This window comes from Pseudomonas sp. SIMBA_067 (assembly GCF_046534675.1).
Lineage (GTDB): Bacteria > Pseudomonadota > Gammaproteobacteria > Pseudomonadales > Pseudomonadaceae > Aquipseudomonas > Aquipseudomonas putida.
The window spans coordinates 102671-128305 of sequence record NZ_JAWRYH010000009.1; the positions used below are offsets into that span (position 1 = coordinate 102671).

The following is a 25635-nucleotide window of genomic DNA, read 5'->3' on the forward strand; positions in this document are numbered from 1 at the left end:
ACAGGGCGGTTCTTGACTTAATAAAAAAATTCAAGATTGAAGTTTTACAAGAATGGTCTAGCCGAAGGGGTTACCAGGAACCGCCCCATCGCCGGCATGCCGGCTCCCGGCCCCCTCTCTCACGCCAATTGCTGCCGAAGACTTTCCTGCGAAAAGCGCTTTCGTATCGCCAGCGCAGGCTTCTCCACCAGCTGCCACGACGCATACCCCGCCACCCACGAGGCCGGCACTGCAACCAGCATTAGCCAATATGGCCCGGCCCACGGCATCGCCCCCGCCAAAATCTGCTGAATCGGAAACGCATACAGGTAGATACCGTAGGAGTAGTCCTGCACCACCGAAGGCAGCTTCAACTGCGGGCAATACGCAAAATAAAGCGTGGCGTAAATCGTCAGGATGGCGAACGCGAACACCTCAAAACGCCCTCCCTTGCTCAGCAAGAATAACGCGACGCAGCCAAGCAACAGCCACCCGGTGTGCGGTATCACCGCTCGGCACGAATAGAATGCCGACCCCGCCAGGAAACACACCACCAGCTTGAATGGGTACGCTGCAAATGCCGGATGCCAGGCATGCAACCCCAACGCAACCAAGAGTGCCGCAAGCGTCAGCCCCGACATTGGCCACCGGAAAAGCCTGGCTACAAGCACCACCACTCCCAATACCAGGTACATGCGCATTTCCAGCGGAATGGTCCACAAACTGCCATTGACCGAAACCCCTTGGAAACGCGGGGTAAAGGTCACCCCAGGCAGTACGAACTGGGCATCTTTGAAAATCAGCAGCGGGCTGTAGAAGTATTTGTATACCTGGGCTTGCGAAAAATACTCGGCAAGCGGCAGCGAGGTAACGGCAGGCCCTAGCACAAAGGCCATGAGCAACAGGCACATCACCAGACCAGGCAGGATTCTGAGCGCGCGTGCCAGGTAGAAATCCCTGGCGCTATTGCGCTCACCGCTGGCAGCGATCAAGAACCCACTGACCACGAAGAACACTTCCACCCCAAGGCTGTGGACGGGCACCGGCATGCCCAGCTGCATCGCCGGGTCCGCGCAACTCAGGCACTCCAGATAGGAAAGCGCAAAAGAATGCCCAATCACCACAGCGGTCGCCGCCAGCAACCGGATGATCAGAAAATTATTATCACGCCCGCGACCTTTCATAACGTCGCCAAACATCAACATGAACACCCCCACGGCTGACGCATTTCAGACATAAAAAAAGGGCGACCCGAGGGTCGCCCTTTTTTACCGATCAAACAGAACTCAGTTCTGCTTGGCCATTGCTTCGCGCAGCAGCGCAGCCATGGTGGTGTCGGCAGCCGCTTCCGGAGCGTTTTTCAGGCTCTGGATGGCTTCACGCTCTTCAGCGTCGTCTTTCGATTTGATCGACAGGCTGATAACGCGGGACTTGCGGTCAACGCTGATGATCTTGGCTTCGATCTCTTCGCCTTCCTTCAGAACGTTACGCGCGTCTTCAACGCGGTCACGGCTGATTTCGGAAGCTTTCAGAGTAGCTTCGATGTCGTCGGCCAGGGTGACGATGGCGCCTTTGGCGTCAACTTCTTTCACGATGCCCTTGACGATAGCGCCCTTGTCATTGACAGCAACGAAGTTGGAGAACGGATCGTCTTCCAGCTGCTTGATGCCCAGGGAGATGCGCTCGCGCTCTGGGTCGACCGACAGGATGACGGTTTCCAGCTCGTCGCCCTTCTTGAAACGACGTACGGCTTCTTCGCCGGTTTCGTTCCAGGAGATGTCGGACAGGTGAACCAGGCCGTCGATGCCGCCGTCCAGGCCGATGAAGATACCGAAGTCGGTGATCGACTTGATGGTACCGGTGATCTTGTCACCCTTGTTGAACTGGCCGGAGAAGTCTTCCCATGGGTTGGACTTGCACTGCTTGATGCCCAGGGAGATACGACGACGCTCTTCGTCGATGTCCAGAACCATGACTTCCACTTCGTCGCCAACCTGAACGACTTTCGACGGGTGGATGTTCTTGTTGGTCCAGTCCATTTCGGAAACGTGTACCAGACCTTCAACGCCTTCTTCCAGCTCAGCGAAGCAGCCGTAGTCGGTCAGGTTGGTAACGCGAGCTTGTACGCGAGTACCTTCTGGGTAACGGGCAGTGATAGCTACCCACGGATCTTCGCCCATCTGCTTCAGACCCAGCGAAACGCGGTTACGCTCGCGGTCGAACTTCAGAACGCGTACGTCGACTTCGTCGCCAACGTTAACGATTTCCGAAGGGTGCTTGATGCGCTTCCAGGCCATGTCGGTGATGTGCAGCAGGCCGTCGATACCGCCCAGGTCCACGAATGCGCCGTAGTCGGTGAGGTTCTTGACGATACCTTTGACTTGCTGGCCTTCCTGCAGGGTTTCCAGCAGGGCTTCGCGCTCGGCGCTGTTCTCGGCTTCCAGCACGCTGCGACGCGAAACAACAACGTTGTTGCGCTTCTGGTCCAGCTTGATGACCTTGAATTCCAGCTCTTTGCCTTCGAGGTGGGTGGTGTCGCGCACAGGGCGGACATCAACCAGGGAGCCCGGCAGGAACGCACGGATGCCGTTAACGTCGACAGTGAAGCCGCCTTTAACCTTACCGTTGATAACGCCCTTGACCACTTCTTCAGCGGCGAAAGCTGCTTCCAGAACAATCCAGCACTCGGCGCGCTTGGCTTTTTCACGGGACAGCTTGGTTTCGCCAAAGCCGTCTTCGACCGCGTCCAGCGCAACGTGAACTTCGTCACCGACCTTGATGGTCAGCTCGCCAGCTTCGTTGTAGAACTGCTCGAGCGGGATGACGCCCTCGGACTTCAGGCCAGCGTGTACGGTAACCCAGTCGCCGTCGATGTCGACAACGATACCGGTGATGATGGCACCCGGCTGAAGATTGAGGGTTTTCAGGCTTTCTTCAAAGAGTTCTGCAAAGCTTTCGCTCATTTTAATTCCTGTAGATTCGGGCGAAACAAACGCCCATAACCACATTCCAGACAATGTGGGTTCGTTTTAAGTAAAGGAAAGCTGGCAGGACGTTGACTGGTGCCCCTGCCTGCTTTCCTGGCGATCAGGCGAGGTCGCGCAGGGCGATCTCGCTTCTGATACGTTGCAACACCTGCTCGATGGACAACTCGGTAGAGTCCAACTGAATGGCATCGGCCGCTGGCTTCAGCGGGGCCACTGCACGTTGGGTGTCGCGCTCATCACGCGCACGAATCTCATCCAGCAGACTCGACAGACTAACATCTTCACCCTTGCCCTTCAACTGCAGGTAACGGCGACGTGCGCGCTCTTCTGCGCTGGCGGTCAGAAAGACCTTCAACGGCGCGTCAGGGAATACCACGGTACCCATGTCGCGGCCGTCGGCGATCAACCCCGGCACATCGCGAAATTCGCGCTGACGCACCAGCAGGGCATCACGCACTGCCGGCAGGGAAGCCACCATCGACGCGCCGGCGCCGACGGTTTCGGTGCGGATGACATTGCTGACGTCCTCACCCTCAAGGATGATCTGTTGCAGCTTACCGGGCTGGGCAGCGATGAACTGCACATCCAGATGGGCGGCAAGCCTGGTCAGCAGCTCTTCGTTGGTCAGGTCGACGCCATGATTGCTGGCGTTGAACGCCAGCAAGCGGTACAGCGCGCCGGAGTCCAGCAGCTTCCAGCCCAGCTCGCGGGCCAGCAGGCCGGCGACCGTGCCCTTGCCCGAGCCGCTCGGCCCGTCGATGGTGATGACCGGTGCCAGCGAATTCACGACTTACCCTCTTCCGCCACGCGGATACCCACTTCGGCGCACAGCGCCAGGAAGTTGGGGAACGAGGTGGCGACGTTGGCACAGTCGTGGATGCGGATGGGCGCGCTGGCGCGCAGCGAGGCGACGCTGAAGGCCATGGCAATACGGTGGTCACCGTGGCCATGCACTTCGCCACCGCCCAACTGGCCGCCGTCGATGATGATGCCGTCCGGGGTTGGTTCGCACTTGATGCCCAGGGTGATCAGGCCATCGGCCATCACCTGGATACGGTCGGACTCCTTCACCCGCAGCTCTTCAGCGCCACGCAGCACGGTACGCCCTTCGGCGCAGGCGGCAGCCACGAACAGTACCGGGAATTCGTCGATGGCCAGCGGCACGAGCTCTTCAGGGATGTCAATACCTTTCAGCCTGGCACCGCGCACGCGCAGGTCAGCCACTGGCTCGCCGCCGACTTCGCGCTGGTTTTCCAGGGTGATGTCGCCACCCATCAGGCGCAGGATGTCTATTACACCGGTGCGGGTCGGGTTGATGCCAACGTGTTCCAGCACCAGCTCGGAACCTTCGGCAATGGAGGCCGCCACCAGGAAGAAGGCTGCCGAGGAAATGTCGGCCGGCACTTCAATGCGGGTAGCGGTCAGCTTGCCGCCGGACTGCAGCGAGGCCACCGGGCCGTTCGACTCGACCGCATAGCCAAAGCCGCGCAGCATGCGTTCGGTGTGGTCACGGGTAGGCGCAGGCTCGGTAACGGTGGTCTTGCCTTCAGCGTACAAGCCGGCCAGCAGCAGGCAGGATTTGACCTGGGCGCTGGCCATCGGCAGCGTGTAGGTCAGCCCTTTGAGCTTGTGGCCACCGCGAATGGTCAGCGGCGGACGGCCTTCCGGACCGGTTTCGACCACAGCACCCATTTCACGCAGCGGGTTGGCCACACGGTTCATCGGGCGCTTGGACAGCGAAGCGTCGCCGGTCATGGTCACGTCGAACGACTGACCGGCCAGCAGGCCCGACAGCAGGCGCATTGAGGTACCCGAGTTGCCCACGTACAGCGGCCCGGGCGGCGGCTTGAGGCCGTGCAGGCCAACACCATGAATGGTCACGCGACCGTGGTTGGGGCCTTCGATGACCACACCCATGTCGCGGAATGCCTGCAGGGTCGCCAGTGCGTCCTCACCTTCGAGGAAGCCTTCGACTTCGGTGGTGCCTTCGGCCAGCGAGCCGAGCATGATCGAGCGGTGGGAAATCGACTTGTCGCCCGGTACGCGGATCCGCCCGTTCAGGCGGCCACCCGGTTGGGCCAGGAAAATCAGATCGTTGGCGTTCATAGCGTCCACATAGGCCCGGCGGGCCAGGATTTTACTGAAATGCTCGCGGGCAACACGCGCACGGGTGAATACACCCAGCAACTGGTGCCCGTCCCCTTCTGCGATCGCGTCGCGCAAGGCGTCGAGATCGCTGCGATATGTATCGAGTGTGCGCAGGACAGCGTCGCGGTTGGCGAGGAAGATGTCGTGCCACATGGTCGGGTCGCTGCCGGCGATTCTTGTGAAATCGCGGAAGCCTCCCGCAGCGTACCGGAAGATCTCGAGGTTTTCATTGCGCTTGGCCAGCGAATCGACCAAGCCAAAGGCCAACAGGTGCGGCAGGTGGCTGGTGGCTGCCAGCACCTCGTCATGACGCTCGACCGACATGTGCTCCACATCGGCACCCAGCGCACGCCACAGGCGGTCGACCAGGGCCAGCGCGGCCGGGTCGGTTTCGGCCAGCGGCGTGAGGATCACCTTGTGCCGACGGAACAGGGTGGCGTTCGAGGCCTCCACCCCGCTCTGCTCGGAACCGGCGATCGGGTGGCCGGGGACGAAGCGCGGCAGGCGCTGACCGCTCTCGTTTACAAAAACAGAACGCGCCTCACGGACGACATTACCCTTGGCACTGCCGACATCGGTAATGATCGCATCGCCCAGGTCGAGCCGGGCCAGGAGGGCCAGGACTTTTTCCATGGCCAGGATCGGCACGGCCAGTTGGATGACATCGGCACCGACACAGGCTGCGGCGAGGTCTTCTTCGCAGCGGTCGACCACGCCCAGAGCCACGGCCTGCTTGCGCGAAGGGGCGTCCAGGTCGACACCGACCACTTCGCGGCACAGGCCACTTTCACGCAGGCCCTTGGCGAACGAGCCACCGATCAGACCGAGGCCGACCACGACCAGGCGGTTGATGATTGGCGCGGGTTTGGTTTTTGCTGCTTTTACCACTGGTGCGAACCCTGTTCTGAAATCTGGACAGCCTGCTGGACCCTATGGGGCCGCTTCGCGACCCTTCGCGGCACAAGGCCGCTCCTACAAGGACCCTGTAGGAGCGGCCTTGTGCCGCGAAGGGCTGCAAAGCAGCCCCAAGGGCCTTGAATCAAAGCACCGCCTTCGGATAAGAGCCCAACACCTTCAGCGCCACAGCCTCCTGGCTGATCTGCTCGAGGACCGCCTTGATCAGCGGGTCGCGGTGGTGGCCAACGAAGTCGATGAAGAACACGTAGGTCCACTTGCCACTGCGCGACGGGCGGGTCTCGATGCGGGTCAGGTCGATGCCGTTCTGGTGGAACGGCACCAGCAACTCGTGCAAGGCACCTGGCTTGTTGCTCATCGAGACAATGATCGAGGTCTTGTCGTCGCCGGTCGGCGGCACTTCCTGGCTGCCGATCATCAGGAAGCGCGTGGAGTTGTCCGGGCGGTCTTCGATCTTTTCTGCCAGGCGGGTCAAACCATACAGGTTGGCCGCCATGTCGCCGGCAATCGCCGCCGAGTTCCACTCGCCCTTGACTCGCTTGGCCGCCTCGGCATTGCTCGAAACCGCCACGCGCTCCACGTTCGGGTAGTGCGCGTCCAGCCACTTGCGGCACTGGGCCAGCGACTGGGCGTGGGAGTAGATGCGCGTGATGCTGTCGGTCTTGGTGCTCTCACCTACCAGCAGGTGATGGTGGATTCGCAGCTCGACTTCGCCGCAAATGACCATGTCGTGCTCAAGGAAGCTGTCCAAGGTGTGACTGACAGCGCCTTCGGTGGAGTTTTCCACCGGCACCACGCCAAAGTTGACGGCACCGGCCGCCACTTCGCGGAACACTTCATCGATGGCCGCCATCGGCCGGCTGATCACCGCGTGGCCGAAGTGCTTCATGGCCGCAGCCTGGGTGAAGGTACCCTCAGGGCCGAGGTAGGCGATTTTCAGCGGCTCTTCAAGGGCCAGGCACGACGACATGATTTCGCGGAACAACCGCGCCATCTCTTCGTTGCCCAGCGGGCCCTTGTTGCGTTCCATGACGCGCTTGAGCACAGCAGCTTCGCGCTCAGGGCGGTAGAACACCGGCTTTTCGCCTTCTTTCAGCGAGGCGGTCTTGACCCGGGCGACTTCTTCAGCGCAACGGGCACGGTCGCTGATCAGCTCGAGAATCTTCTCGTCGAGGCTGTCGATGCGTACACGCAGCGCCTTGAGTTCCTGTTCGGACATCAGCCGTGCTCCTTCTCGAATTCGGCCATGTAGCCCACCAAGGCTTCTACAGCCTCAAGGCCCAAGGCGTTGTAGATGGAAGCGCGCATGCCGCCCACCGAACGGTGGCCCTTGAGGTTGAGCAGGCCGCGGGCATCGGCGCCGGCGAGGAAGGCCTTGTCCAGGCGCTCGTCAGCCAGGCGGAACGGCACGTTCATCCACGAACGGGCGTTGACGCTGATCGGGTTGGTGTAGAAATCGCTGTTGTCGATGAAGCCGTACAGGCGCTCTTTCTTGGCGCGGTTGCGCTGCTCCATGGCGTCGACGCCACCCTGCTCTTTCAGCCACTCGAAGACCAGGCCCGAGAGGTACCAGGAATAAGTGGCCGGGGTGTTGTACATCGAGCCGTTGTCAGCCGAAACCTTGTAGTCGAGCATGGTCGGGCAGCTGCTGCGGGCATGGCCCAGCAGGTCTTCGCGCACGATGACCACCACCAGGCCGCTTGGGCCGATGTTTTTCTGCGCGCCGGCGTAGATCAGGCCAAACTGCGACACGTCAATGGGGCGCGAGAGAATGTCGGAGGACATGTCGACCACCAGCGGCACATCACCAGTCTGCGGCACCCAGTCAAACTGCAGGCCACCGATGGTCTCGTTGGACGCATAGTGCACGTAGGCAGCGTTCTTGGTCAGGTTCCAGTCGTTCTGGCCCGGGATATTCAGGTAGTCGTAGGGCTTGGCACTGGCGGCGACGTTGATGTTGCCGAAGCGGCGCGCTTCCTCGATGGCCTTTTTCGACCAGATACCGGTTTCGATGTAGTCGGCAGTGCCACTTTCCGGCAGCAGGTTCAGCGGAATCTCGGCGAACTGCTGGCTGGCGCCGCCCTGCAGGAACAGCACCTTGTAGTTGGAGGGGACGGACAGCAGGTCACGCAGGTCCTGCTCGGCCTTTTCGGCGATGGCCACGTAGTCGTCGCTGCGATGGCTCATTTCCATCACCGACAAGCCCTTGCCGCGCCAGTCCAGCATCTCTGCCTGGGCGCGCTGCAAGACAGCATCAGGAAGCGCGGCAGGGCCTGCGCAGAAGTTAAAGGCTCGTTTGCTCACATCCACTCTCGCTCTGCCAAATAGAACACATTCGTTATTGCATGCTGCTCGCCGCTCTTTCTAGGAGCAGCCTTGTGCTGCGAATGGGCCGCAAAGCGGCCCCGGCTATTCATGTGCTATCTCTGAACCCCAGGGGCCGCTTCGCGCCCCATTCGCAGCACAAGGCTGCTCCTACAGGGCCAGGCGTTGCCTGCCGTAATCAGTCAAACGGGGCGACCTTGGTCGCCCCGTTCGGGTTTACGCTTGCTTACTCCTGCGGGGCCTCTTCGGCACCCGCAGCCTCTTCATTGTCTGGCGCTTCAGCCTCGACGCCCTCCTCGTCCATCTCGATCACATCATCGAGTTCGTCCTCGGACGGCTCCTGGATACGCTCCAGGCCCACCAGGGTCTCGTCAGCCGCCAGCTTGATCAGCGTAACACCCTGGGTGTTACGGCTCAGGCTGGACACCTCGCCAACCCGGGTACGCACCAGCGTGCCCTGGTCGGAAATCAGCATGATCTCCTCGCCTTCCTGCACCTGGATAGCACCGACCAGCAGACCGTTGCGCCCCTTGGTCCCCATGGCGATCACGCCCTGGCCGCCACGGCCGCGACGCGGGAACTTGGACAGCGGGGTGCGCTTGCCGAAGCCACGCTCGGAGGCAGTGAGGATCTGCGCGCCGGACTCCGGGATCAGCATCGAAATGATCTGCTGGCCTTTGCCCAGTTTCATGCCGCGCACACCGCGGGCCGTACGGCCCATTTCACGCACGACGCTTTCGGCGAAGCGGATGACCTTGCCGGCGTCGGAGAACATCATGACTTCTTTGGCGCCGTCGGTGATGGCCGCCGCAATCAGGGTGTCCCCTTCCTTCAGCTTCAAGGCGATCAGGCCGTTGGAGCGCGGACGGGCGAACTGCACCAGCGGGGTCTTCTTGACGGTACCGGAAGCGGTGGCCATGAAGATGTAAGCGCCAGTAGGCTCTGCCACCCATTCTGCGGTGTCGCCGTCTTCTTCGTCGATTTCCTCGGTCTCTACCAGCTCACCCTCGAGCACGGTGTCATCAGCGTCTTCCAACTCTTCGTCGAGGTCGGCGTTCTGCTGCAGCGCTTCGAGGTCGATCTGCAGCATGGCGGTGATGCGCTCACCCTCCTCCAGCGGCAGCAGGTTGACCAGCGGGCGACCACGGGCAGCGCGGGACGCTTCGGGGATTTCGTAGGTCTTCTTCCAGTACACCTTGCCCTTGCTGGAGAACAGCAACAGGGTGGCATGGCTGTTGGCGACCAACAGGTGCTCGATGTAGTCCTCGTCCTTCACGCCGGTTGCCGACTTGCCTTTGCCGCCCCGGCGCTGGGCCTGGTAAGCGGACAATGGCTGGGTCTTGGCATAACCACCGTGGGAGATGGTAACCACGCGCTCTTCTTCCGGGATCATGTCGCCGTAGTTGAGGTCGTGGCTGGCATTGAGAATTTCGGTACGGCGCACATCGCCGTACTCGGTACGGATGGCTTCCAGCTCTTCGCGGATCACTTCCATCAGGCGCTCGGCGCTGCTGAGGATGCGGATCAGCTCGCCGATCTGCTCAAGGATTTCCTGGTACTCGGCCAGCAGCTTCTCGTGCTCCAGGCCGGTCAGGCGATGCAGGCGCAGGTCGAGAATGGCCTGGGCCTGCTCCGGCGACAGGAAGTACTTGCCATCATGCAGGCCGTACTGCTCCGGCAGGTCTTCAGGGCGGCAGGAATCGGCGCCGGCGCGCTCGACCATGACCTGCACGGCACTGGATTCCCACGGTGTGGAAACCAGGGCTTCCTTGGCCTCGGACGGGGTCGGCGAAGCCTTGATCAGGGCGATGACCGGGTCGATGTTGGACAGCGCAACCGCCTGGCCTTCAAGGATGTGGCCACGCTCACGGGCCTTGCGCAACTCGAATACGGTGCGACGGGTCACCACTTCGCGGCGGTGACGGACGAACGCTTCGAGCAGGTCCTTGAGGTTGAGCAGGCGCGGACGACCGTCGATCAGGGCGACCACGTTGATGCCAAACACGCTCTGCAGCTGGGTCTGCTGGTAGAGGTTGTTGAGCACCACCTCCGGCACCTCGCCGCGACGCAGCTCGATGACGATGCGCATGCCGTCCTTGTCGGACTCGTCGCGCAGCTCGGTGATGCCTTCGATCTTCTTCTCTTTAACCAGCTCGGCGATCTTTTCGATCAGGCGCGCTTTGTTCAGCTGGTACGGCAGCTCGGTGACGACGATCTGCTGACGGCCGCCCACCTTGTCGATGTCTTCGATCTCGGAGCGGGCGCGCATGTAGATGCGGCCACGACCGGTGCGATAGGCCTCGATGATGCCTTGGCGACCGTTGATGATGCCGGCAGTCGGGAAGTCTGGCCCAGGGATGAACTGCATCAGCTCATCGATGGTGACTTCCGGATTGTCGATCAGCGCCAGGCAGCCGTCGATGACTTCACCGAGGTTGTGTGGCGGAATGTTGGTCGCCATGCCCACGGCGATACCGCTGGAACCGTTGACCAGCAGGTTGGGAATACGGGTCGGCATGACCGCCGGGATCTGCTCGGTGCCGTCGTAGTTGGGCACCCAGTCGACGGTTTCCTTGTGCAGGTCGGCCAGCAGCTCGTGCGCCAGCTTGGTCATGCGCACTTCGGTGTATCGCATGGCTGCGGCGTTATCGCCGTCCACCGAACCGAAGTTGCCCTGGCCGTCGACCAGCAGGTAGCGCAGCGAGAACGGCTGGGCCATACGCACGATGGTGTCGTAGACCGCAGTGTCGCCGTGCGGGTGGTACTTACCGATCACGTCACCGACCACACGGGCGGATTTCTTGTACGGCTTGTTCCAGTCGTTGCCCAGTTCGCTCATCGCATAGAGAACGCGACGATGCACGGGCTTCAAGCCGTCACGCGCATCGGGCAGCGCTCGCCCGACAATCACGCTCATCGCGTAGTCGAGGTAAGACTGTCTCAGTTCGTCTTCGATATTGACCGGGAGGATTTCTTTGGCCAGTTCGCCCATGAGAAGCCTGATTCCTTTTTCTGGTGAAACTTCGCAGCTCCATCAAGGGCCGAACGAAGCTCGCCGCCGCAGCGTTCAAGCGTGCGACGACTTACGACAAATCAATGAGTTGTGCCATGGATCTGCGCAATGAAGGCCGCCGTGATGGGCGGTCTTGGAAACTGCCGGATGTTATCACAAAGGCGGGGGCGGTGGGGAGAGGTGGCAGCTGGTCTGAGCCGGGTTTGACTCTTGGTTTTTTTATTGCCTGCACGGCCTCTTCGCGGGCTCGCCCGCTCCCACAGATTCACCACCGCCCTAAGGCCATGCGATATCCCTGTGGGAGCGGGCAAGCCCGCGAAGAGGCCGGTGCAGGCAGCGCAAAATCAGTGCAGGCGCTTGCGGCAAATCAACTGGGCCAGTTTGGCGGTATCCGGGCGCTCGACAACACCCCGCTCGGTCACGATAACGTCAATCAGGTCGGCCGGGGTCACGTCGAACACCGGGTTGAATACCTGCACATCCCGTACCGCCGGGGCACCGCCAAAGTCCGGCCACTCGTCGGCGTCACGCTCTTCCAGCGGGATATCCTCGCCGGTGGCCAGGTTCAGGTCGATGCTGGTGCTCGGCGCCACCACCATGAAGCGCACACCATGGTGCATGGCACTGACCGCCAACTGGTAAGTGCCGATCTTGCTGGCCACGTCGCCATTGGCAGCGATGCAGTCCGCGCCCACCACCACCCAGGTGATGCCCTTGGTCTTCATCAGATGCGCCAGCGCCGAGTCGGCGCACAGGGTCACCGGAATTCCCTCGTTGGCCATCTCCCAGGCCGTCAGGCGCGAGCCTTGCAGCCAAGGGCGAGTTTCGCCGGCATACACCCGCTCCACCATGCCCTCCAGGTAGCCGGCGCGGATCACCCCCAGCGCAGTGCCGAAACCGCCACTGGCCAAGGCACCGGCATTGCCGTAGGTAAGCAGCGTCTGGGCATTGCCCTGATGACGGCGGATCAGCTCGATGCCTTGCTGGGCCATGGTCAGGTTGGCTTCACGGTCGCTTTCGTGGACGGCCACTGCTTCTGCCTCCAGCGCTGCCAGCACGTCTTCATCCGGGCGCAGACGCAGCAGGCGCTCACGCATGCGGTTCAGTGCCCAGAACAGGTTGGCCGTCGTGGGGCGTGCTTCGGCAAGGGTGAGAAAGTCCTCTTCGAGGTCCATTTCCCAGTCGCCACCCTCTGCCAGCCGCTCTTCCAGGGCCAGTACCAGGCCGTAGGCGGCAGCAATGCCGATGGCCGAGGCGCCGCGCACTGCCATGTCGCGGATTGCCGCCGCCACCTGCGCGACATTGTCGCAGGCCAGCCAGCGTTCTTCCGACGGCAACAGGCGCTGGTCGAGCAGGTGCAAGATGCCGCCCTGCCAGCGGATCCCGGTCACCTTCTCCGCCGCCAAAAGTCGCTCGCGCATCGCCTCTCCCCGTGGTTCGCATGTCAAAAGCCGGCGATTATAGCGAGCCTGGGGGCCGAGCGCTCGGGTATACTCCGGCGCAATTTTGCGAAGTTTCAGAGGACTGTTCAATGAGCAACGTCGACCGCGCCGAAATCGCCAAGTTCGAAGCGCTGGCCCACCGCTGGTGGGACCGCGAAAGCGAGTTCAAGCCGCTGCACGAAATCAACCCGCTGCGCGTCAACTGGATCGACGAGCGGGCCAACCTGGCCGGCAAGAAAGTGCTGGACGTAGGCTGCGGCGGCGGCATCCTCAGCGAAGCCATGGCCCTGCGCGGCGCCACGGTCACCGGTATCGACATGGGCGAGGCCCCCCTGGCCGTGGCCCAGCTGCACCAGCTGGAGTCGGGCGTACAGGTGGAATACCGGCAGATCACCGCCGAAGCCCTGGCCGAAGAAATGCCTGAACAGTTCGACGTGGTCACCTGCCTGGAAATGCTCGAGCACGTGCCCGACCCATCCTCGGTGATTCGCGCCTGCTACCGCATGGTCAAGCCTGGCGGCCAGGTGTTCTTCTCCACCATCAACCGCAACCCCAAGGCCTACCTGCTGGCCATCGTCGGCGCCGAGTACATCCTGAAGATGCTGCCGCGCGGCACCCATGACTTCAAGAAGTTCATCCGCCCGTCCGAACTGGGCGCCTGGAGCCGCGATGCCGGCCTGCAGGTGAAGGACATCATCGGCCTCACCTACAACCCGCTGACCAAGCACTACAAGCTCAACAGCGACGTCGACGTCAACTACATGATCCAGACCCTGCGCGAGGAATGAGCATGCGTTTGCGAGCAGTACTCTTCGATATGGACGGCACCTTGCTCGACACGGCGCCGGACTTTATCGCCATCTGCCAGGCCATGCTCGCCGAGCGCGGCCTGCCGGCCATTGACGACAACCTGATCCGCGGCGTGATCTCTGGCGGCGCCCGCGCCATGGTTGCCACCACGTTTGCCATGGACCCGGAAGCCGAAGGCTTCGAGGCCCTGCGTCTGGAGTTTCTGGAGCGCTACCAGCGCGACTGCGCGGTACACAGCAAGCTGTTCGACGGCATGGCCGAGCTGCTGGCCGACATCGAGAAAGGCAACCTGCTGTGGGGCGTGGTCACCAACAAGCCGGTGCGCTTCGCCGAGCCCATCATGCAGCGGCTGGGCCTGGCCGAGCGCTCGGCACTGCTGATCTGCCCGGACCACGTGAAAAACAGCAAGCCTGACCCCGAGCCACTGACCCTGGCCTGCACGACGCTGGGCCTGGACCCTGCCACTGTGCTGTTCGTCGGCGACGATCTGCGCGACATCGAGTCTGGCCGCGACGCCGGCACCCGCACGGCAGCAGTGCGCTACGGCTATATTCATCCAGAGGACAACCCCAACAACTGGGGTGCCGACGTGGTGGTGGACCACCCGCTGGAACTGCGCAAAGTGATCGACAGCGCGCTGTGTGGCTGCTGAACTAGAGACAGGGAATACACAATGTTCGACTACACCGCCCGTCCCGACCTGCTGCAAGGCCGGGTCATCCTGGTTACCGGCGCCGGCCGCGGCATCGGTGCTGCGGCCGCCAAGGCTTACGCGGCAGTGGGCGCCACCGTGCTACTGCTGGGCAAGACCGAAGCCAACCTGAACGAGGTCTACGACGAGATCGAAGCCGCCGGGCACCCGCAACCGGTGGTCATCCCGTTCAACCTGGAAACCGCCCTGCCCCACCAGTACGACGAGCTGGCCGTGATGATCGAAGACCAGTTCGGCCGCCTGGACGGCCTGCTGAACAACGCCTCGATCATTGGCCCGCGCACGCCGCTGGAGCAGTTGTCGGGCGACAACTTCATGCGCGTGATGCACATCAACGTCGATGCTACCTTCATGCTCACCAGCACCCTGCTGCCACTGCTGAAACTGTCGGAAGACGCCTCGGTGGTGTTCACCAGCAGCAGCGTCGGGCGCAAGGGCCGGGCCTACTGGGGCGCTTATGGCGTGTCGAAGTTCGCCACCGAGGGCCTGATGCAGACCCTGGCCGACGAACTGGAAGGCGTGGCACCCGTGCGCTCCAACAGTATCAACCCGGGCGCCACGCGCACGGCGATGCGGGCCCAGGCTTACCCCAGCGAAAACCCGCAGAACAACCCGCTGCCTGAAGAGATCATGCCGGTGTACCTGTACCTGATGGGGCCGGATAGCAAAGAGGTGAATGGGCAGGCGTTGAACGCCCAATAAGCCTTGAGATTGCCAGGGCTGCTTTGCAGCCCATTCGCGGCACAAGGCCGCTCCTACAGGGGAATGTACAACCCGCCAGGAACGCTATCCCTGGAGGAGCGGCCTTGTGCCGCGAATGGGCCGGTACAGGCGGATGATCAGCCCGCCGCCAACGCCGGGCGCAAACGGCCTTGCTGGCGCCCTTCCAGCTGCATGCACCGCTCCAGGAACAGGTACATGCAGTCATAACTCTTGCAAATCGCCCTGCGCAACTCGGTACGCAGCCCCAGGGTCGGGTTCTCGCCGGCCAAGGTACAGATGATTTCCAGCGCCTCCCACGGGTGCGCATCGTCATACTGGGCATGCATCTTCAGCCATTTCATCGCCCGCTTGCGCTGGTCTTCCGGGAAGCCCTGGGCGTAGGTATCGGTCGAGCACACTACCGCCGACCATTCCCCGGTCGCACCTTCGATGGCGTAGTTGGTCGCCGCCATGGAAATGGCCAGGTTCTCGGTGGCGCACACGCGCCAGCACCAGTCGTTCAGGCCGTTGAGCTCGGGAGGTACTTCCTGGGCCTGCAGCTCATGCAGGTGCACACCATGGGCCTGGCACCAGTTCACCCAGTAGTCGGCATGGTTGAGCTCAACCCGGATATTGCGCATCAGCCAGCGCCGCGCCATGTCTTCGCCCTGATGGCGGCCATAGCGGGTCTTGGTCAGGTTGTGGGCCATGTACAGCGAGAACTGCTCCACCACCGGCCAGCCACCGATCAGGTACTGACGAATGGTCGACTGCTTGAGCTGGCCGTCGCGCAGGCGCGCGTAGAACTCATGCTCCACCACCCGGCGCTTGCTCTCGCGGCAGTCTTCAATCAGTTGCTGGGCCCATTGGGGATAGCTGGCGGGGTCCATCAAAGGCCCGATACGAACGAATGCATCAATCACTTTCAGCTCCTTGATCCTTGTGATTTCTCGCTAGCGAAACGTGCCAGGCGCCCGCTGCAACAGAGGCCGGGCGGCGATCCGTTGGCGCTGCAGACTGTCACAGGTGAACACCTGGGGGCGTTCGATCAGGTAACCCTGGGCGTAATCCACGCCGATTTCCTGCAGGGCCTGCTCGATCAAGGGTGTTTCGACGAACTCGGCTATGGTGCGTTTGCCCATGACATGGCCGATGTGGTTGATGACCTCTACCATGGCCCGGTTGACCGGGTCATCGAGCATGTCCTTGACGAAACTGCCGTCGATCTTCAGGTAATCCACGGGTAAATGCTTGAGGTAGGCGAACGACGACATGCCGGCGCAGAAGTCATCGAGCGAGAAGCGACAGCCCAGCCCCTTCAACTCGTTGATGAAGCGAATGGCACTGCCCAGGTTGGCAATCGCGCTGGTTTCGGTAATTTCGAAACAGATCATCCGCGGCGGAATGGCGTACTCGACAAACAACCGCTGCAGGTAATCGAGGAACTTGTCATCGCCGATGCTCGACCCCGACAGGTTGATCGCGCAGATCGACAGCGGCCCTTCGCGGCCTTCGTCCAGGCATTGGCGCACAACCTGGAACACATTGCGCACCACCCAGCGGTCCAGCGCAGTCATCAGGCCGTAGCGCTCGGCTGCGGGGATGAAGCTGCTGGGCAGGATGGTGCGGCCACTTTCGTCGTGCAGGCGCAGCAGGATTTCGATGTGGCCTGGGCCTTCGAAGGTTTTCAGCGGGGCAATTTCCTGTGCGTACAGGCAGAAGCGGTTTTCTTCCAGCGCCACATGCAAGCGCTGGATCCAGGCCATTTCGCCAAAACGCATGGACAGCTCGCTGTCGTCGGCGTGGTACACCTGCACGCGGTTGCGCCCCTTCTCCTTGGCCATGTAGCAGGCCATGTCGGCAGCACGCAGCGAGGTTTCCAGGGTGCCCGGGGTTTGGGCGATGTGCACCAGGCCGATACTGACCGTGGTGACGAACGGCCGCCCCTTCCACACGAAGTGCAGGCTCTGCACCATCTGGCGCAACTGCTCGGCGATGCGCTCGGCCTGGTCTGGCGGGCAGCTTTCCAGCAGCACGCCAAACTCGTCGCCACCCAGCCGGGCCAGCGTGTCACCTTCGCGCAGGCCAGATTGCAGCACGGCGCAGATGTGCCGCAGCAATTCGTCACCCGCGGCATGGCCGCAGGTGTCGTTCACCAGCTTGAACTGGTCGAGGTCCAGGAACATCAGCGAATGCCGCCCGGCCTGGCGCGCAAGGCCGTTCAGCGCCTGCTCCAGGCGGTATTCGAACTCACGGCGGTTGGCCAGGCCGGTCAGGGCGTCATGGGTGGCCTGCCAGGACAGGTTGGCGATGTACTGGCGCTCCTGGGTCATGTCATGCAGCACCAGCACGATGCCACTGAGCTGGCCGTCACTGACGATCGGCGAGCCCACCAGATTGATCGACACGGTGCTGCCGTCCAGCCGCTGGATCAGCCGGGCATGCTCGGCACCGCCCTTGAGGCTGCCGCTAAGCACCTGCTCGACCAGGCTGCGGCCATCTTCCTCGGCCTGCTCGTCCACCAGGCTGAACAGCGCCGACAGTGGCAGGCCCTGGGCCTGGCCAGACTGCCAATGGGTCAGTTGCTCGGCGGCCGGGTTCATGTAGCCGATGCAACCATCCACGTCGGCAGTAATGACCGCATCGCCAATGGCCTGCAAGGTGGTCTGTGCCCGCTCTTTTTCTGCCTGCAGGGCGGTGGCGAAAGCCTGACGCTGGGCCAGCAGCTTGCTGGAGCGGCGCCAGGCAATGGTAATGAGGAACATCGCTGTCAGCAGGTTGGTGATCAGCAGCACCCGCAGCAACATGCGCGAGCCTTCGCCCAAGGCATCACTGAACGCTTTGGCAGCGGGCGTGACCCCTTCGTTGATGGTGACGATGCGCGCCTTCCAGGCATTGACGGCCTGGGCGTCGACCGGGCCACTGGCAAAGCTCTGGCGCATCTCGCCGGCCAGCACATCCAGCTTGGCCAGGTAGTCGTCGCCGATATCCCAGTAGTCGATGGCTGTCTGCATGTAGCTGATGTTGCGGAAGTTACGGTAGAACCAGATGATCCGCTCGACATCGTCGGGGTGGTTGCCGCCTTGCAGAACGGCCTGGCGAGCAGCCTCCAGGTCGGGGCTGGGCTGATCGAGCACCTCGCGCAGCTGGTGGTCGCCCTGGGGCACCGTAATGGCCTGGCGATAGCGCTGATAGGTGCTTTCGTCGCGGGTGTCGGCGTACAGGTTCAGGTAATAGATGGCGTCTTTCTGCGCCTTCGACCACAGGCTTTCGCCCGCGACATAGGCGCGCACGGCCGAGAGCGTATAAAGGCTGAGGCTGCCCAGCGCCACCTGAAAGACCACAACGGCGATGAAGGGCCAGGTGATGCCGAGCAACTTCGGCGCTTCGAGTGTGCGATGTCCCTTCATGGAGTCCCTGTCACAGAGCAGATAAGGCGCAAATCGACCCAGACAAGCACAGCGTAGGCCATCTGCCATCAACGTGACGGGGTTTTTTTAGGGGCTGGCTTGAGGTAGGTGGCGACTGTTGGATCGAGCGCCAACACACGATCAAGCCTGAACGTCAGCTTTGCTGCAAGTGCCCATAAAGCTTGGCGTACAACCCACCCTCGGCAATCAGCTGCTGGTGGTCGCCATCTTCGGCTACATGCCCGCCATCGAACACCAGCACCCGGTCGGCCTGCTTCACCGCCGACAGCCGGTGGGCGATGATCAGCGTGGTGCGGCCGCTGAGGAAGCGCGCCAGGGCCAGGTGCAGGTTGTACTCGGTGGCGGCGTCCAACGCCGAGGTGGCTTCGTCGAGAATGACCACCTTGGGCTCGGCCAGCACCATGCGGGCGATGGCCAGGCGCTGCCGCTGCCCGCCAGACAAGCGCACGCCGGAGCGCCCCACCACACTGTCCAGGCCCTGCGGCAAGGCGGCGATGGTGGCGTCCAGCTGGGCGATGCGCAGCGCCTGCCAGCAGGCGTCGTCGCTGCTGTCGCGGCCCATGGTCAGGTTGGCGCGTACGGTGTCATTGAACAGCGACGGGTGCTGCAACACCACCGCGACGTTTTCGCGCAGGGTTTCCAGGCCGATTTCCTGCAGGCTGGCACCGCCAAAGCGGATGGTCCCGGCCTGGGCGCTGTAAAGGCCCAGCAGCAGTTGCACCAGGGTGCTCTTGCCGCCACCACTGGCGCCGACAATCGCCACCTTTTCGCCCGGAGCGATAGACAGGTCGAGGTTTTCCAGCACCGGCTCGTCGGCATAGGCAAAGCGCAAGTCGCGCACTTCGATGCCCACCGTCTCACGGCCGGCGAACGGGTCGCTGGCGGCCGGGTACTGCGGTTCGTCATCGCGCGCCAGCAGCTCGTTGAGGCGGCTCAGCGCACCGCCGGCGGCGTAGTAGGCATATTGCAGGTTGAGCAGTTGCTCCACCGGCCCGATCATGAACCACAGGTAGCTGAACACCGCCAGCATCTGGCCGATCGACAAATCGGAGAACAGTACGGTCAGCATGGCTGCGGCGCGGAAGATATCGATGCCGAACTGGAACAACAAGCCGCTGGCACGGCCACTGGCATCGCTCTTCCACTGCGAATCCACGGCGTAGTCACGCACTTCGCGGGCGCGCAGGCCCAAACGGCCAAGGAAGTAACCCTGGCGGTTGCTGGCACGGATTTCCTGGATGGCATCGAGGGTTTCCGTCAGCGCCTGGGTAAAGCGCGCGGTGCTGTCGTTCTCAAGCTTTTTCAGGTGTTTGACGCGTTTGCCCAGCTGCACGGTGAAATAGATCACCAGCGGGTTGAACAGCAAGATCAGCAAGGCCAGCTGCCAGTGCATCCAGATCAGGATCGCCGCTGTACCGGTCAGGGTCAGCATGGCCACCAGGAAGCGGCTGAGGGTTTCGCCCACGAACTTGTCCAGGGTGTCCAGGTCGGTGACCAGGTGGGTGGTTACCGTGCCGCTGCCCAGGCTTTCGTATTCCTTCAGCGAAATGCGCTTGAGCCGCTCGATCAGGCGGATGCGCAGGCGGTAGACGATATCCTTGGCCAAACCGGCAAACAGCTTGGCCTGGATCACGTTGAACGCCAGGGCAGCCACGCGGAGGCACAAGGTGAGCGCCAGCATCAGCCCGATATAACCGGCTGCCACCTGCCAGTTGGAGGGCAGCAGGTGGTTCATCCACTTCAGCGCAGCATCGCCATGACCGAGCAGTACTTCGTCCACCAACAGGGGCAGCAGCAACGGAATGGGCACGCTGCAGCAAGCCGCCAGCACGGCGATGAAGTTGGCAGACCAGAGGTTCTTCTTGTGATGCAGGGCCAGGCGGCGGATTTCCGCCCAGCTCAGTCGATCACCCGCAGCGTGAGGCTTGCCCGGCACCGGGTCGGGTGACCCAGGCACATCAAGCACAGGCGGCCTGCTGCAGCCAGCGGCCAAGCAAGGGTTGCAGGCGCTCCAGCGGCTGGTAGCCGTTGGTCAGCAGGGCCAGTTGGCCATTGCGCTCGGCCAGCAGGGTCGGAAAGCCGGCAATACCCAGGTCCTGGGCCCAGCTGAAATCGGCTGCGGTGGCGGCGCGGGTATCGGCGCGGGCGAAGGTTTCGGCAAACACGGTGCGGTCGAAGCCGCACTGCGAGGCCAGCTCGACCAGCTGCGGCGCCGTGGTCACGTCCACGCCCTGCTCGTAGAACGAACGCTGGATCAGCGCCAGCAGCGGCCAGACGCGTTCGGCGTCCAGCTCACGGGCAGTGACCAGGGCGCGGCAGGCCGGCTCGGTGTCGTAGACGAAGCCCTCAGGCATGGCCCCTTCGAAACGAAATGTCTGGCCGGTGGCGTCGGCCACCGCCTGCCAGTGTTCGAGGATGTACTTGCGGGTGGAGCTGTCCAGGGCGCTGCCGCCGGTGCGCAGCCCGCCCGGCACCACGCGGGTGACAACGCCCGCCTCACGCGCCTGGGCGATCAGGGCGGCGGCTACCGGCGCGAAACCCCAGCACCAGGAGCACATCGGGTCCATCACATAAATCAGGCGTGCAGGCATGCATCAGGCCTCGGCTTTGTAGTTGTAACCGATCGGGTGCGGCAGGTTGCGGGCCTTGGCCAGCTCGATCTGCTTCTGCCGGTCGATGGCACTGCGCCGGGTTTTCTCGCTCAGGGTGTCCCAGCAATGCGGGCAGCTGACACCTGGCGAATAGTGCTCGGACGCGCGCTCCTCTGCGTTGATCGGGTGGCGGCAGGCGTGGCACTGGTCGTACTCGCCTTCGCTCAGGTCATGGCGCACCGTAACGCGGTTGTCGAAGACGAAGCAGTCGCCGTCCCACAGGCTTTCTTCCTGAGGCACTTCCTCGAAGTACTTCAGCACGCCACCCTTAAGATGATAGACCGCCTCGAAGCCTTCACCGAGCATGTAGCTGGAGGCTTTTTCGCAACGAATGCCGCCGGTGCAGAACATGGCCACTTTCTTGTGCTTGCTGGGGTCGAAGTTGGCCTTGATGTACGCCGGGAACTCGCGGAATGTTTCGGTCTTCGGGTCCATCGCGCCCTTGAAGGTGCCGATGGCCACTTCGTAGTCGTTGCGGGTATCGATCAGCAGCACTTCCGGGTCGCTGATCAGCGCGTTCCAGTCCTTGGGCTCGACATAGGTGCCGACCGCCTGGTTCGGATCCACGCCCGGCACGCCGAGGGTGACGATCTCTTTCTTGAGCTTGACCTTGGTGCGGTAGAACGGCTGCTCGTCGCAGTACGACTCTTTATGGTCGACATCAGCCAGGCGCGGGTCGTTGCGCAGCCAGGCCAGCAGGCCGTCGATGCCTTCGCGGGTGGCCGACACGGTGCCGTTGATGCCTTCGTGGGCCAGCAGCAGGGTGCCTTTGACGTCATTGTCGAGCATGGCCTTGAGCAGCGGCTCGCGCAGCTCGACGTAGTCTTGCAGGGTGACGAACTTGTACAGCGCCGCGACGACGATAGGTTGTGACATGAAGCGGGTTCTCCAGGTGGTTGCCCTCGTAAGGGGCGGACCGGGTTTGACAAAAAGCAGGGGGCGCTTTGCGCCCCATTCGCGGCACAAGGCCGCTCCTACAGGGAAATACACAACCCAACGGGTGGTGCAATCCCTGTAGGAGCGGCCTTGTGCCGCGAATGGGCCGCACAGCGGCCCCCTTGGATGGTACGGATTCTACCAGAACAACAAAAAGGTTTCAGTGCCCGCCGCCGGCGCACACCGGCGAGGCCGGCGCAACGCCGACCTTGGCCCACTCTTCCGCGGTGTAGGTATGAATGGCCAGGGCATGGATCTGGCCCATCAGCTCACCCATGGTGGCGTACACCTTCTGGTGGCGCTTGACGCTGTTCAACCCGGCAAACTGCTCGCTGACGATCACTGCCTTGTAGTGGGTCTCCTGACCACGACTGTGCATGTGGCTTTCGTCGAGCACTTGCAGGTGCTGCGGCGCCAGGGCGCCCAGCTGTTGTTCAATGCGCTGTTGCATGGTCATTGCGGCGTGCTCACTTCTTGGCAGGGACGGCAGCCTTGCCAGCGTTAGGGTCCAGTTCCTTGGTCATGTCTTCCAGCAGCTTGTTCACCACCGGCACTGCTGGCTCCAGGCTCTGCTGGGTCAGCTGGGCCGACTGCTGGGTAACCTTGGGCATTTCACGCAGGACTTTCTTGCCCAGCGGCGATTCATAGAACTTGACCAGGTCTTTCAGCTCTTGCTCGGTGAAGGTCTGGGTGTACAGGTCGACCATCTTCGGCTTCAGCTTGTTCCAGCCGATGGCGTTGTCCAGCGCGGCGTTGGCTTTGGCCTGGTAGCTTTCCAGCACTGGCTGTTTGGCGGCCGGGGCCTTGGTTTGCGCGAAGCGCTGGGCGAACATCTGTTGGACCTGCATGTACACCGGGGTGCCCAGCTTGTCGGCGTTGGCCAGGGTCAGGAATTTCTCGGCAGCAGCGTTGTGGCTGGCGGTGGCAGCGAGCACCTGGCCGCTGGCGCAAGCCAGGGCAACGGCGGCACAAAGGACACGGAGACGGGTCATTGCATTTCCTTCAAGAAGAGGGAGGCGGGTACCTCAGAGTAGAGCATTCTGCGCCGTGGTGGCGATGTGCTCAAGTGGCACGACGAGCGACGGAACCGCTCGGTCGAATCAGGGCCTAAACTGCGATTTCGAACTACACAGGAGTGAGTACAGAATGAGCCGTATCGAGACAGACAGCCTGGGCCCGGTCGAAGTTCCTGATGGCGCCTACTGGGGTGCGCAAACCCAGCGTTCGCTGATCAATTTCGCCATTGGCAAGGAACGCATGCCCCTCGCGGTGCTGCACGCCCTGGCGCTGATCAAGAAAGCCGCGGCACGCGTCAACGACCGCAACGGCGACCTGCCGGCCGACATCGCCCGACTGATCGAACAAGCCGCCGACGAAGTGCTTGATGGCCAGCACGACGACCAGTTCCCGTTGGTCGTGTGGCAGACCGGCAGCGGCACGCAAAGCAACATGAACGTCAACGAAGTGATCGCCGGGCGCGCCAACGAACTGGCCGGCAATGGCCGTGGCGGCAAAGCGCCAGTGCACCCCAACGACCACGTCAACCGCTCGCAGAGCTCCAACGACTGCTTCCCCACAGCCATGCACATCGCTGCGGCGCAGGCGGTGCACGAGCAGCTGCTGCCGGCGGTCGCCGAACTGTCGTCGGGGCTTGCCGAGCTGTCGGCCCGCCACCAAAAGCTGGTGAAGACCGGCCGCACGCACATGATGGACGCCACGCCGATCACTTTCGGCCAGGAGGTGTCCGCCTTCGTCGCCCAGCTCGACTATGCCCAGCGCGCCATCCGCGCCACCCTGCCGGCGGTATGCGAACTGGCCCAGGGCGGCACCGCTGTGGGCACCGGGCTCAATGCCCCGCATGGCTTTGCCGAAGCCATCGCTGCCGAGTTGGCGGCGGAGTCCGGCCTGCCGTTTGTGACGGCGCCAAACAAGTTCGCGGCGCTGGCCGGCCATGAACCGCTGACCAGCCTGGCAGGCGCCTTGAAAACCCTGGCCGTGGCGCTGATGAAAATCGCCAACGACTTGCGCCTGCTGGGCTCCGGCCCACGCGCAGGCTTTGCCGAAGTGCGCCTGCCGGCCAACGAACCGGGCAGTTCGATCATGCCCGGCAAGGTTAACCCGACCCAGTGCGAGGCGCTGTCGATGCTGGCTTGCCAGGTGCTGGGCAACGATGCCGCCATCGGTTTTGCCGCTAGCCAGGGGCATCTGCAGCTGAACGTGTTCAAGCCGGTGATCATCCACAACCTGTTGCAGTCGATCGAACTGCTGGCCGATGGCTGCCGCAACTTCCAGTTGCACTGCGTGGCGGGCATCGAGCCCGATGCCGAGCAAATGGCCGCGCACCTGGAGCGGGGCTTGATGCTGGTGACAGCGTTGAACCCGCATATCGGCTATGACAAGGCGGCGGAAATTGCCAAGAAGGCTTACAGCGAAGGCAAGACCTTGCGCGAGGCTGCGCTGGAGTTGAAGTACCTGACCAATGAGCAGTTCGACCAGTGGGTGCGGCCGGAGAACATGCTGGCACCGGGTGGCAAGGGCTGAGCTCTTCATTGCCTGCTCCGGCTTGCCGGCGATAGGGCCGGAGCAAGCGATCAATGAACCTGGGCCAGCCGCGCCCGCCTCGCACGCCAACTGGCCACCAGCGAGGGCCCCAGCGCCACCAGCGCCGAGCCGGACACCACGGTCACCGCCCCTACATAACCCAGGGCATTGATGTCCTCGGCCTGCACATATTCCGGCCACACCAGTGCCGCCAGCGCCACCGCGACAAAGGTCACCAGCGGTGTCAACGCCAGGGTGGCACTCACCCGCGACGCCTCCCAGTGCGCCAGCGCCTCGGCAAATGCGCCGTAAGCCACCAGGGTATTCAGGCAGCAGGCCAGCAGCAGCCAGCCCTGCACCGGAGTCAGTTGTAACGCCTCCAGCGGGTGTACCCAAGGCGTGAGCAGCGCAGCACAACTGAGGTAGATCACCATCATCACCTGCTGTGAATGCCACACGGTCAGCAGTTGCTTCTGGCTGAGGGCGTAGAACACCCAGATGCTGGTGGCCAGCAGAATGGTCAGCACGCCGGTGGTGTAGGTGCCCAATGAAGTCAGCAGCTCTTCGAGGCGCTGGTTGAAAAACAGGCCAAACCCCGCCAGCAGAATCACCAGGCCCACGCCCTGCCCCAGGCTGAAGCGCTCGCGGAACACGAACACGCTGGCCACCAGCAACAGCACCGGGCCGACCTGTACCACCAGTTGCGCGGTCCCAGGGCTGAGCAGGTTTAGGCCGATCAGGTACAGCACGTAGTTGCCCATCAGGCCCAGCACGGCCACCACTACCAGGCCTTTGCCCCTGGGTGCCAGCCGGGTGAATGACGGCAGGCGCCGCCTGGCTGCCAGCCAGGCGAACAGCAGGCCACCGGAAACCAGCAGGCGGTACCAGGTGACGGTGATCGGGTCGACCACCTGCAGTACCTGTTTGAGCTTGATCGGCAAGATGCCCCAGAGCAATGCGGTCAGAAGTGCCAGGAACAGGCCATAGCTCCAGCGGCCGGAAGTGGTGTGCATAGCGTCCTCGATCAAGCCCGTGGTGGGGGT

Annotated in this window: 20 protein-coding genes; 4 read left to right on the top strand and 16 right to left on the bottom strand. The window is 62.7% G+C overall.

Annotated elements, in window-relative coordinates:
* Positions 1–119: 119 nt before the first annotated feature.
* The 8 genes from SB765_RS19930 to mtnA all read right to left on the bottom strand — a co-directional run bounded on the left by SB765_RS19930 (position 120) and on the right by mtnA (position 12788).
* On the bottom strand, positions 120–1184 hold the full coding sequence (locus SB765_RS19930; RefSeq protein ID WP_410931809.1) for an acyltransferase family protein: 1065 nt from the start codon (positions 1182–1184) through the stop codon (positions 120–122).
* A gap of 81 nt (positions 1185–1265) precedes the next feature.
* On the bottom strand, positions 1266–2942 hold the full coding sequence (rpsA, locus tag SB765_RS19935) for a 30S ribosomal protein S1 (RefSeq protein ID WP_003252673.1): 1677 nt from the start codon (positions 2940–2942) through the stop codon (positions 1266–1268).
* A gap of 124 nt (positions 2943–3066) precedes the next feature.
* Positions 3067–3753 carry a (d)CMP kinase gene (cmk, locus tag SB765_RS19940; RefSeq protein ID WP_016501010.1) on the bottom strand — a complete coding sequence of 229 codons (687 nt, stop codon included), beginning with the start codon at positions 3751–3753 and terminating at the stop codon, positions 3067–3069.
* Positions 3750–6002 (bottom strand): bifunctional prephenate dehydrogenase/3-phosphoshikimate 1-carboxyvinyltransferase, encoded by a 2253-nt coding sequence (locus SB765_RS19945; protein WP_410911458.1) that lies wholly within the window; start codon positions 6000–6002, stop codon positions 3750–3752. The genes cmk and SB765_RS19945 overlap by 4 nt, the downstream gene beginning before the upstream one ends.
* Positions 6003–6153: 151 nt before the next feature.
* Positions 6154–7248, bottom strand: coding sequence for a prephenate dehydratase (pheA, locus tag SB765_RS19950; protein WP_016501012.1), 1095 nt, complete (start codon positions 7246–7248; stop codon positions 6154–6156).
* A complete protein-coding gene (gene serC / locus SB765_RS19955; protein ID WP_059395297.1) occupies positions 7248–8333 on the bottom strand; it encodes a 3-phosphoserine/phosphohydroxythreonine transaminase in 1086 nt (361 codons plus the stop codon). Before serC ends, pheA begins: the two co-directional genes overlap by 1 nt.
* 247 nt (positions 8334–8580) lie before the next feature.
* Entirely contained in the window at positions 8581–11346 is a 2766-nt protein-coding gene (gene gyrA, locus SB765_RS19960; RefSeq protein ID WP_341797859.1) for a DNA gyrase subunit A, read from the bottom strand.
* A 365-nt stretch (positions 11347–11711) separates the two neighbouring features.
* Complete coding sequence (mtnA, locus tag SB765_RS19965) at positions 11712–12788, bottom strand: S-methyl-5-thioribose-1-phosphate isomerase (protein WP_410931810.1); 1077 nt, start codon at positions 12786–12788, stop codon at positions 11712–11714.
* 110 nt (positions 12789–12898) lie between these two features.
* Here mtnA and ubiG point away from each other — a divergent pair, with 110 nt between their 5' ends.
* From ubiG to SB765_RS19980, 3 genes are read left to right on the top strand one after another with little or no spacing between them, the layout of a single operon-like run.
* The gene (gene ubiG / locus SB765_RS19970) at positions 12899–13597 is read left to right on the top strand and encodes a bifunctional 2-polyprenyl-6-hydroxyphenol methylase/3-demethylubiquinol 3-O-methyltransferase UbiG (protein ID WP_016501016.1); all 699 of its coding nucleotides are present in this window, start codon (positions 12899–12901) and stop codon (positions 13595–13597) included.
* Between the two features lie 2 nt (positions 13598–13599).
* Complete coding sequence (gene mupP / locus SB765_RS19975) at positions 13600–14271, top strand: N-acetylmuramic acid 6-phosphate phosphatase MupP (protein ID WP_016501017.1); 672 nt, start codon at positions 13600–13602, stop codon at positions 14269–14271.
* A gap of 21 nt (positions 14272–14292) precedes the next feature.
* Positions 14293–15033 (top strand): YciK family oxidoreductase, encoded by a 741-nt coding sequence (locus SB765_RS19980; protein ID WP_341797857.1) that lies wholly within the window; start codon positions 14293–14295, stop codon positions 15031–15033.
* Positions 15034–15170: 137 nt separating this feature from the next.
* On the opposite strand, the gene SB765_RS19985 is transcribed toward SB765_RS19980, so the two are convergent.
* The 7 genes from SB765_RS19985 to SB765_RS20015 form a co-directional block, all read right to left on the bottom strand.
* Entirely contained in the window at positions 15171–15956 is a 786-nt protein-coding gene (locus SB765_RS19985; protein WP_059395300.1) for a TenA family transcriptional regulator, read from the bottom strand.
* A gap of 30 nt (positions 15957–15986) precedes the next feature.
* Complete coding sequence (locus SB765_RS19990) at positions 15987–18443, bottom strand: EAL domain-containing protein (protein ID WP_341797856.1); 2457 nt, start codon at positions 18441–18443, stop codon at positions 15987–15989.
* A 154-nt stretch (positions 18444–18597) separates the two neighbouring features.
* Positions 18598–20430 carry an ABC transporter ATP-binding protein gene (locus SB765_RS19995; RefSeq protein WP_341797855.1) on the bottom strand — a complete coding sequence of 611 codons (1833 nt, stop codon included), beginning with the start codon at positions 20428–20430 and terminating at the stop codon, positions 18598–18600.
* Entirely contained in the window at positions 20423–21055 is a 633-nt protein-coding gene (locus SB765_RS20000; protein WP_341797854.1) for a DsbA family protein, read from the bottom strand. The genes SB765_RS19995 and SB765_RS20000 overlap by 8 nt, the downstream gene beginning before the upstream one ends.
* Before the next feature lie 3 nt (positions 21056–21058).
* Complete coding sequence (locus SB765_RS20005) at positions 21059–21991, bottom strand: rhodanese-related sulfurtransferase (RefSeq protein WP_019473004.1); 933 nt, start codon at positions 21989–21991, stop codon at positions 21059–21061.
* A gap of 220 nt (positions 21992–22211) precedes the next feature.
* Entirely contained in the window at positions 22212–22508 is a 297-nt protein-coding gene (locus SB765_RS20010) for a BolA family protein (RefSeq protein ID WP_016501024.1), read from the bottom strand.
* 10 nt (positions 22509–22518) lie between these two features.
* Positions 22519–23043 (bottom strand): DUF2059 domain-containing protein, encoded by a 525-nt coding sequence (locus SB765_RS20015; protein ID WP_016485344.1) that lies wholly within the window; start codon positions 23041–23043, stop codon positions 22519–22521.
* A 154-nt stretch (positions 23044–23197) separates the two neighbouring features.
* Between SB765_RS20015 and SB765_RS20020 the strand changes: the two genes are divergently transcribed.
* A complete protein-coding gene (locus tag SB765_RS20020; RefSeq protein WP_410911466.1) occupies positions 23198–24592 on the top strand; it encodes a class II fumarate hydratase in 1395 nt (464 codons plus the stop codon).
* A 50-nt stretch (positions 24593–24642) separates the two neighbouring features.
* Here SB765_RS20020 and SB765_RS20025 read toward each other — a convergent pair whose 3' ends face one another.
* Complete coding sequence (locus SB765_RS20025; RefSeq protein WP_410911468.1) at positions 24643–25605, bottom strand: DMT family transporter; 963 nt, start codon at positions 25603–25605, stop codon at positions 24643–24645.
* Positions 25606–25635 lie beyond the last annotated feature (30 nt).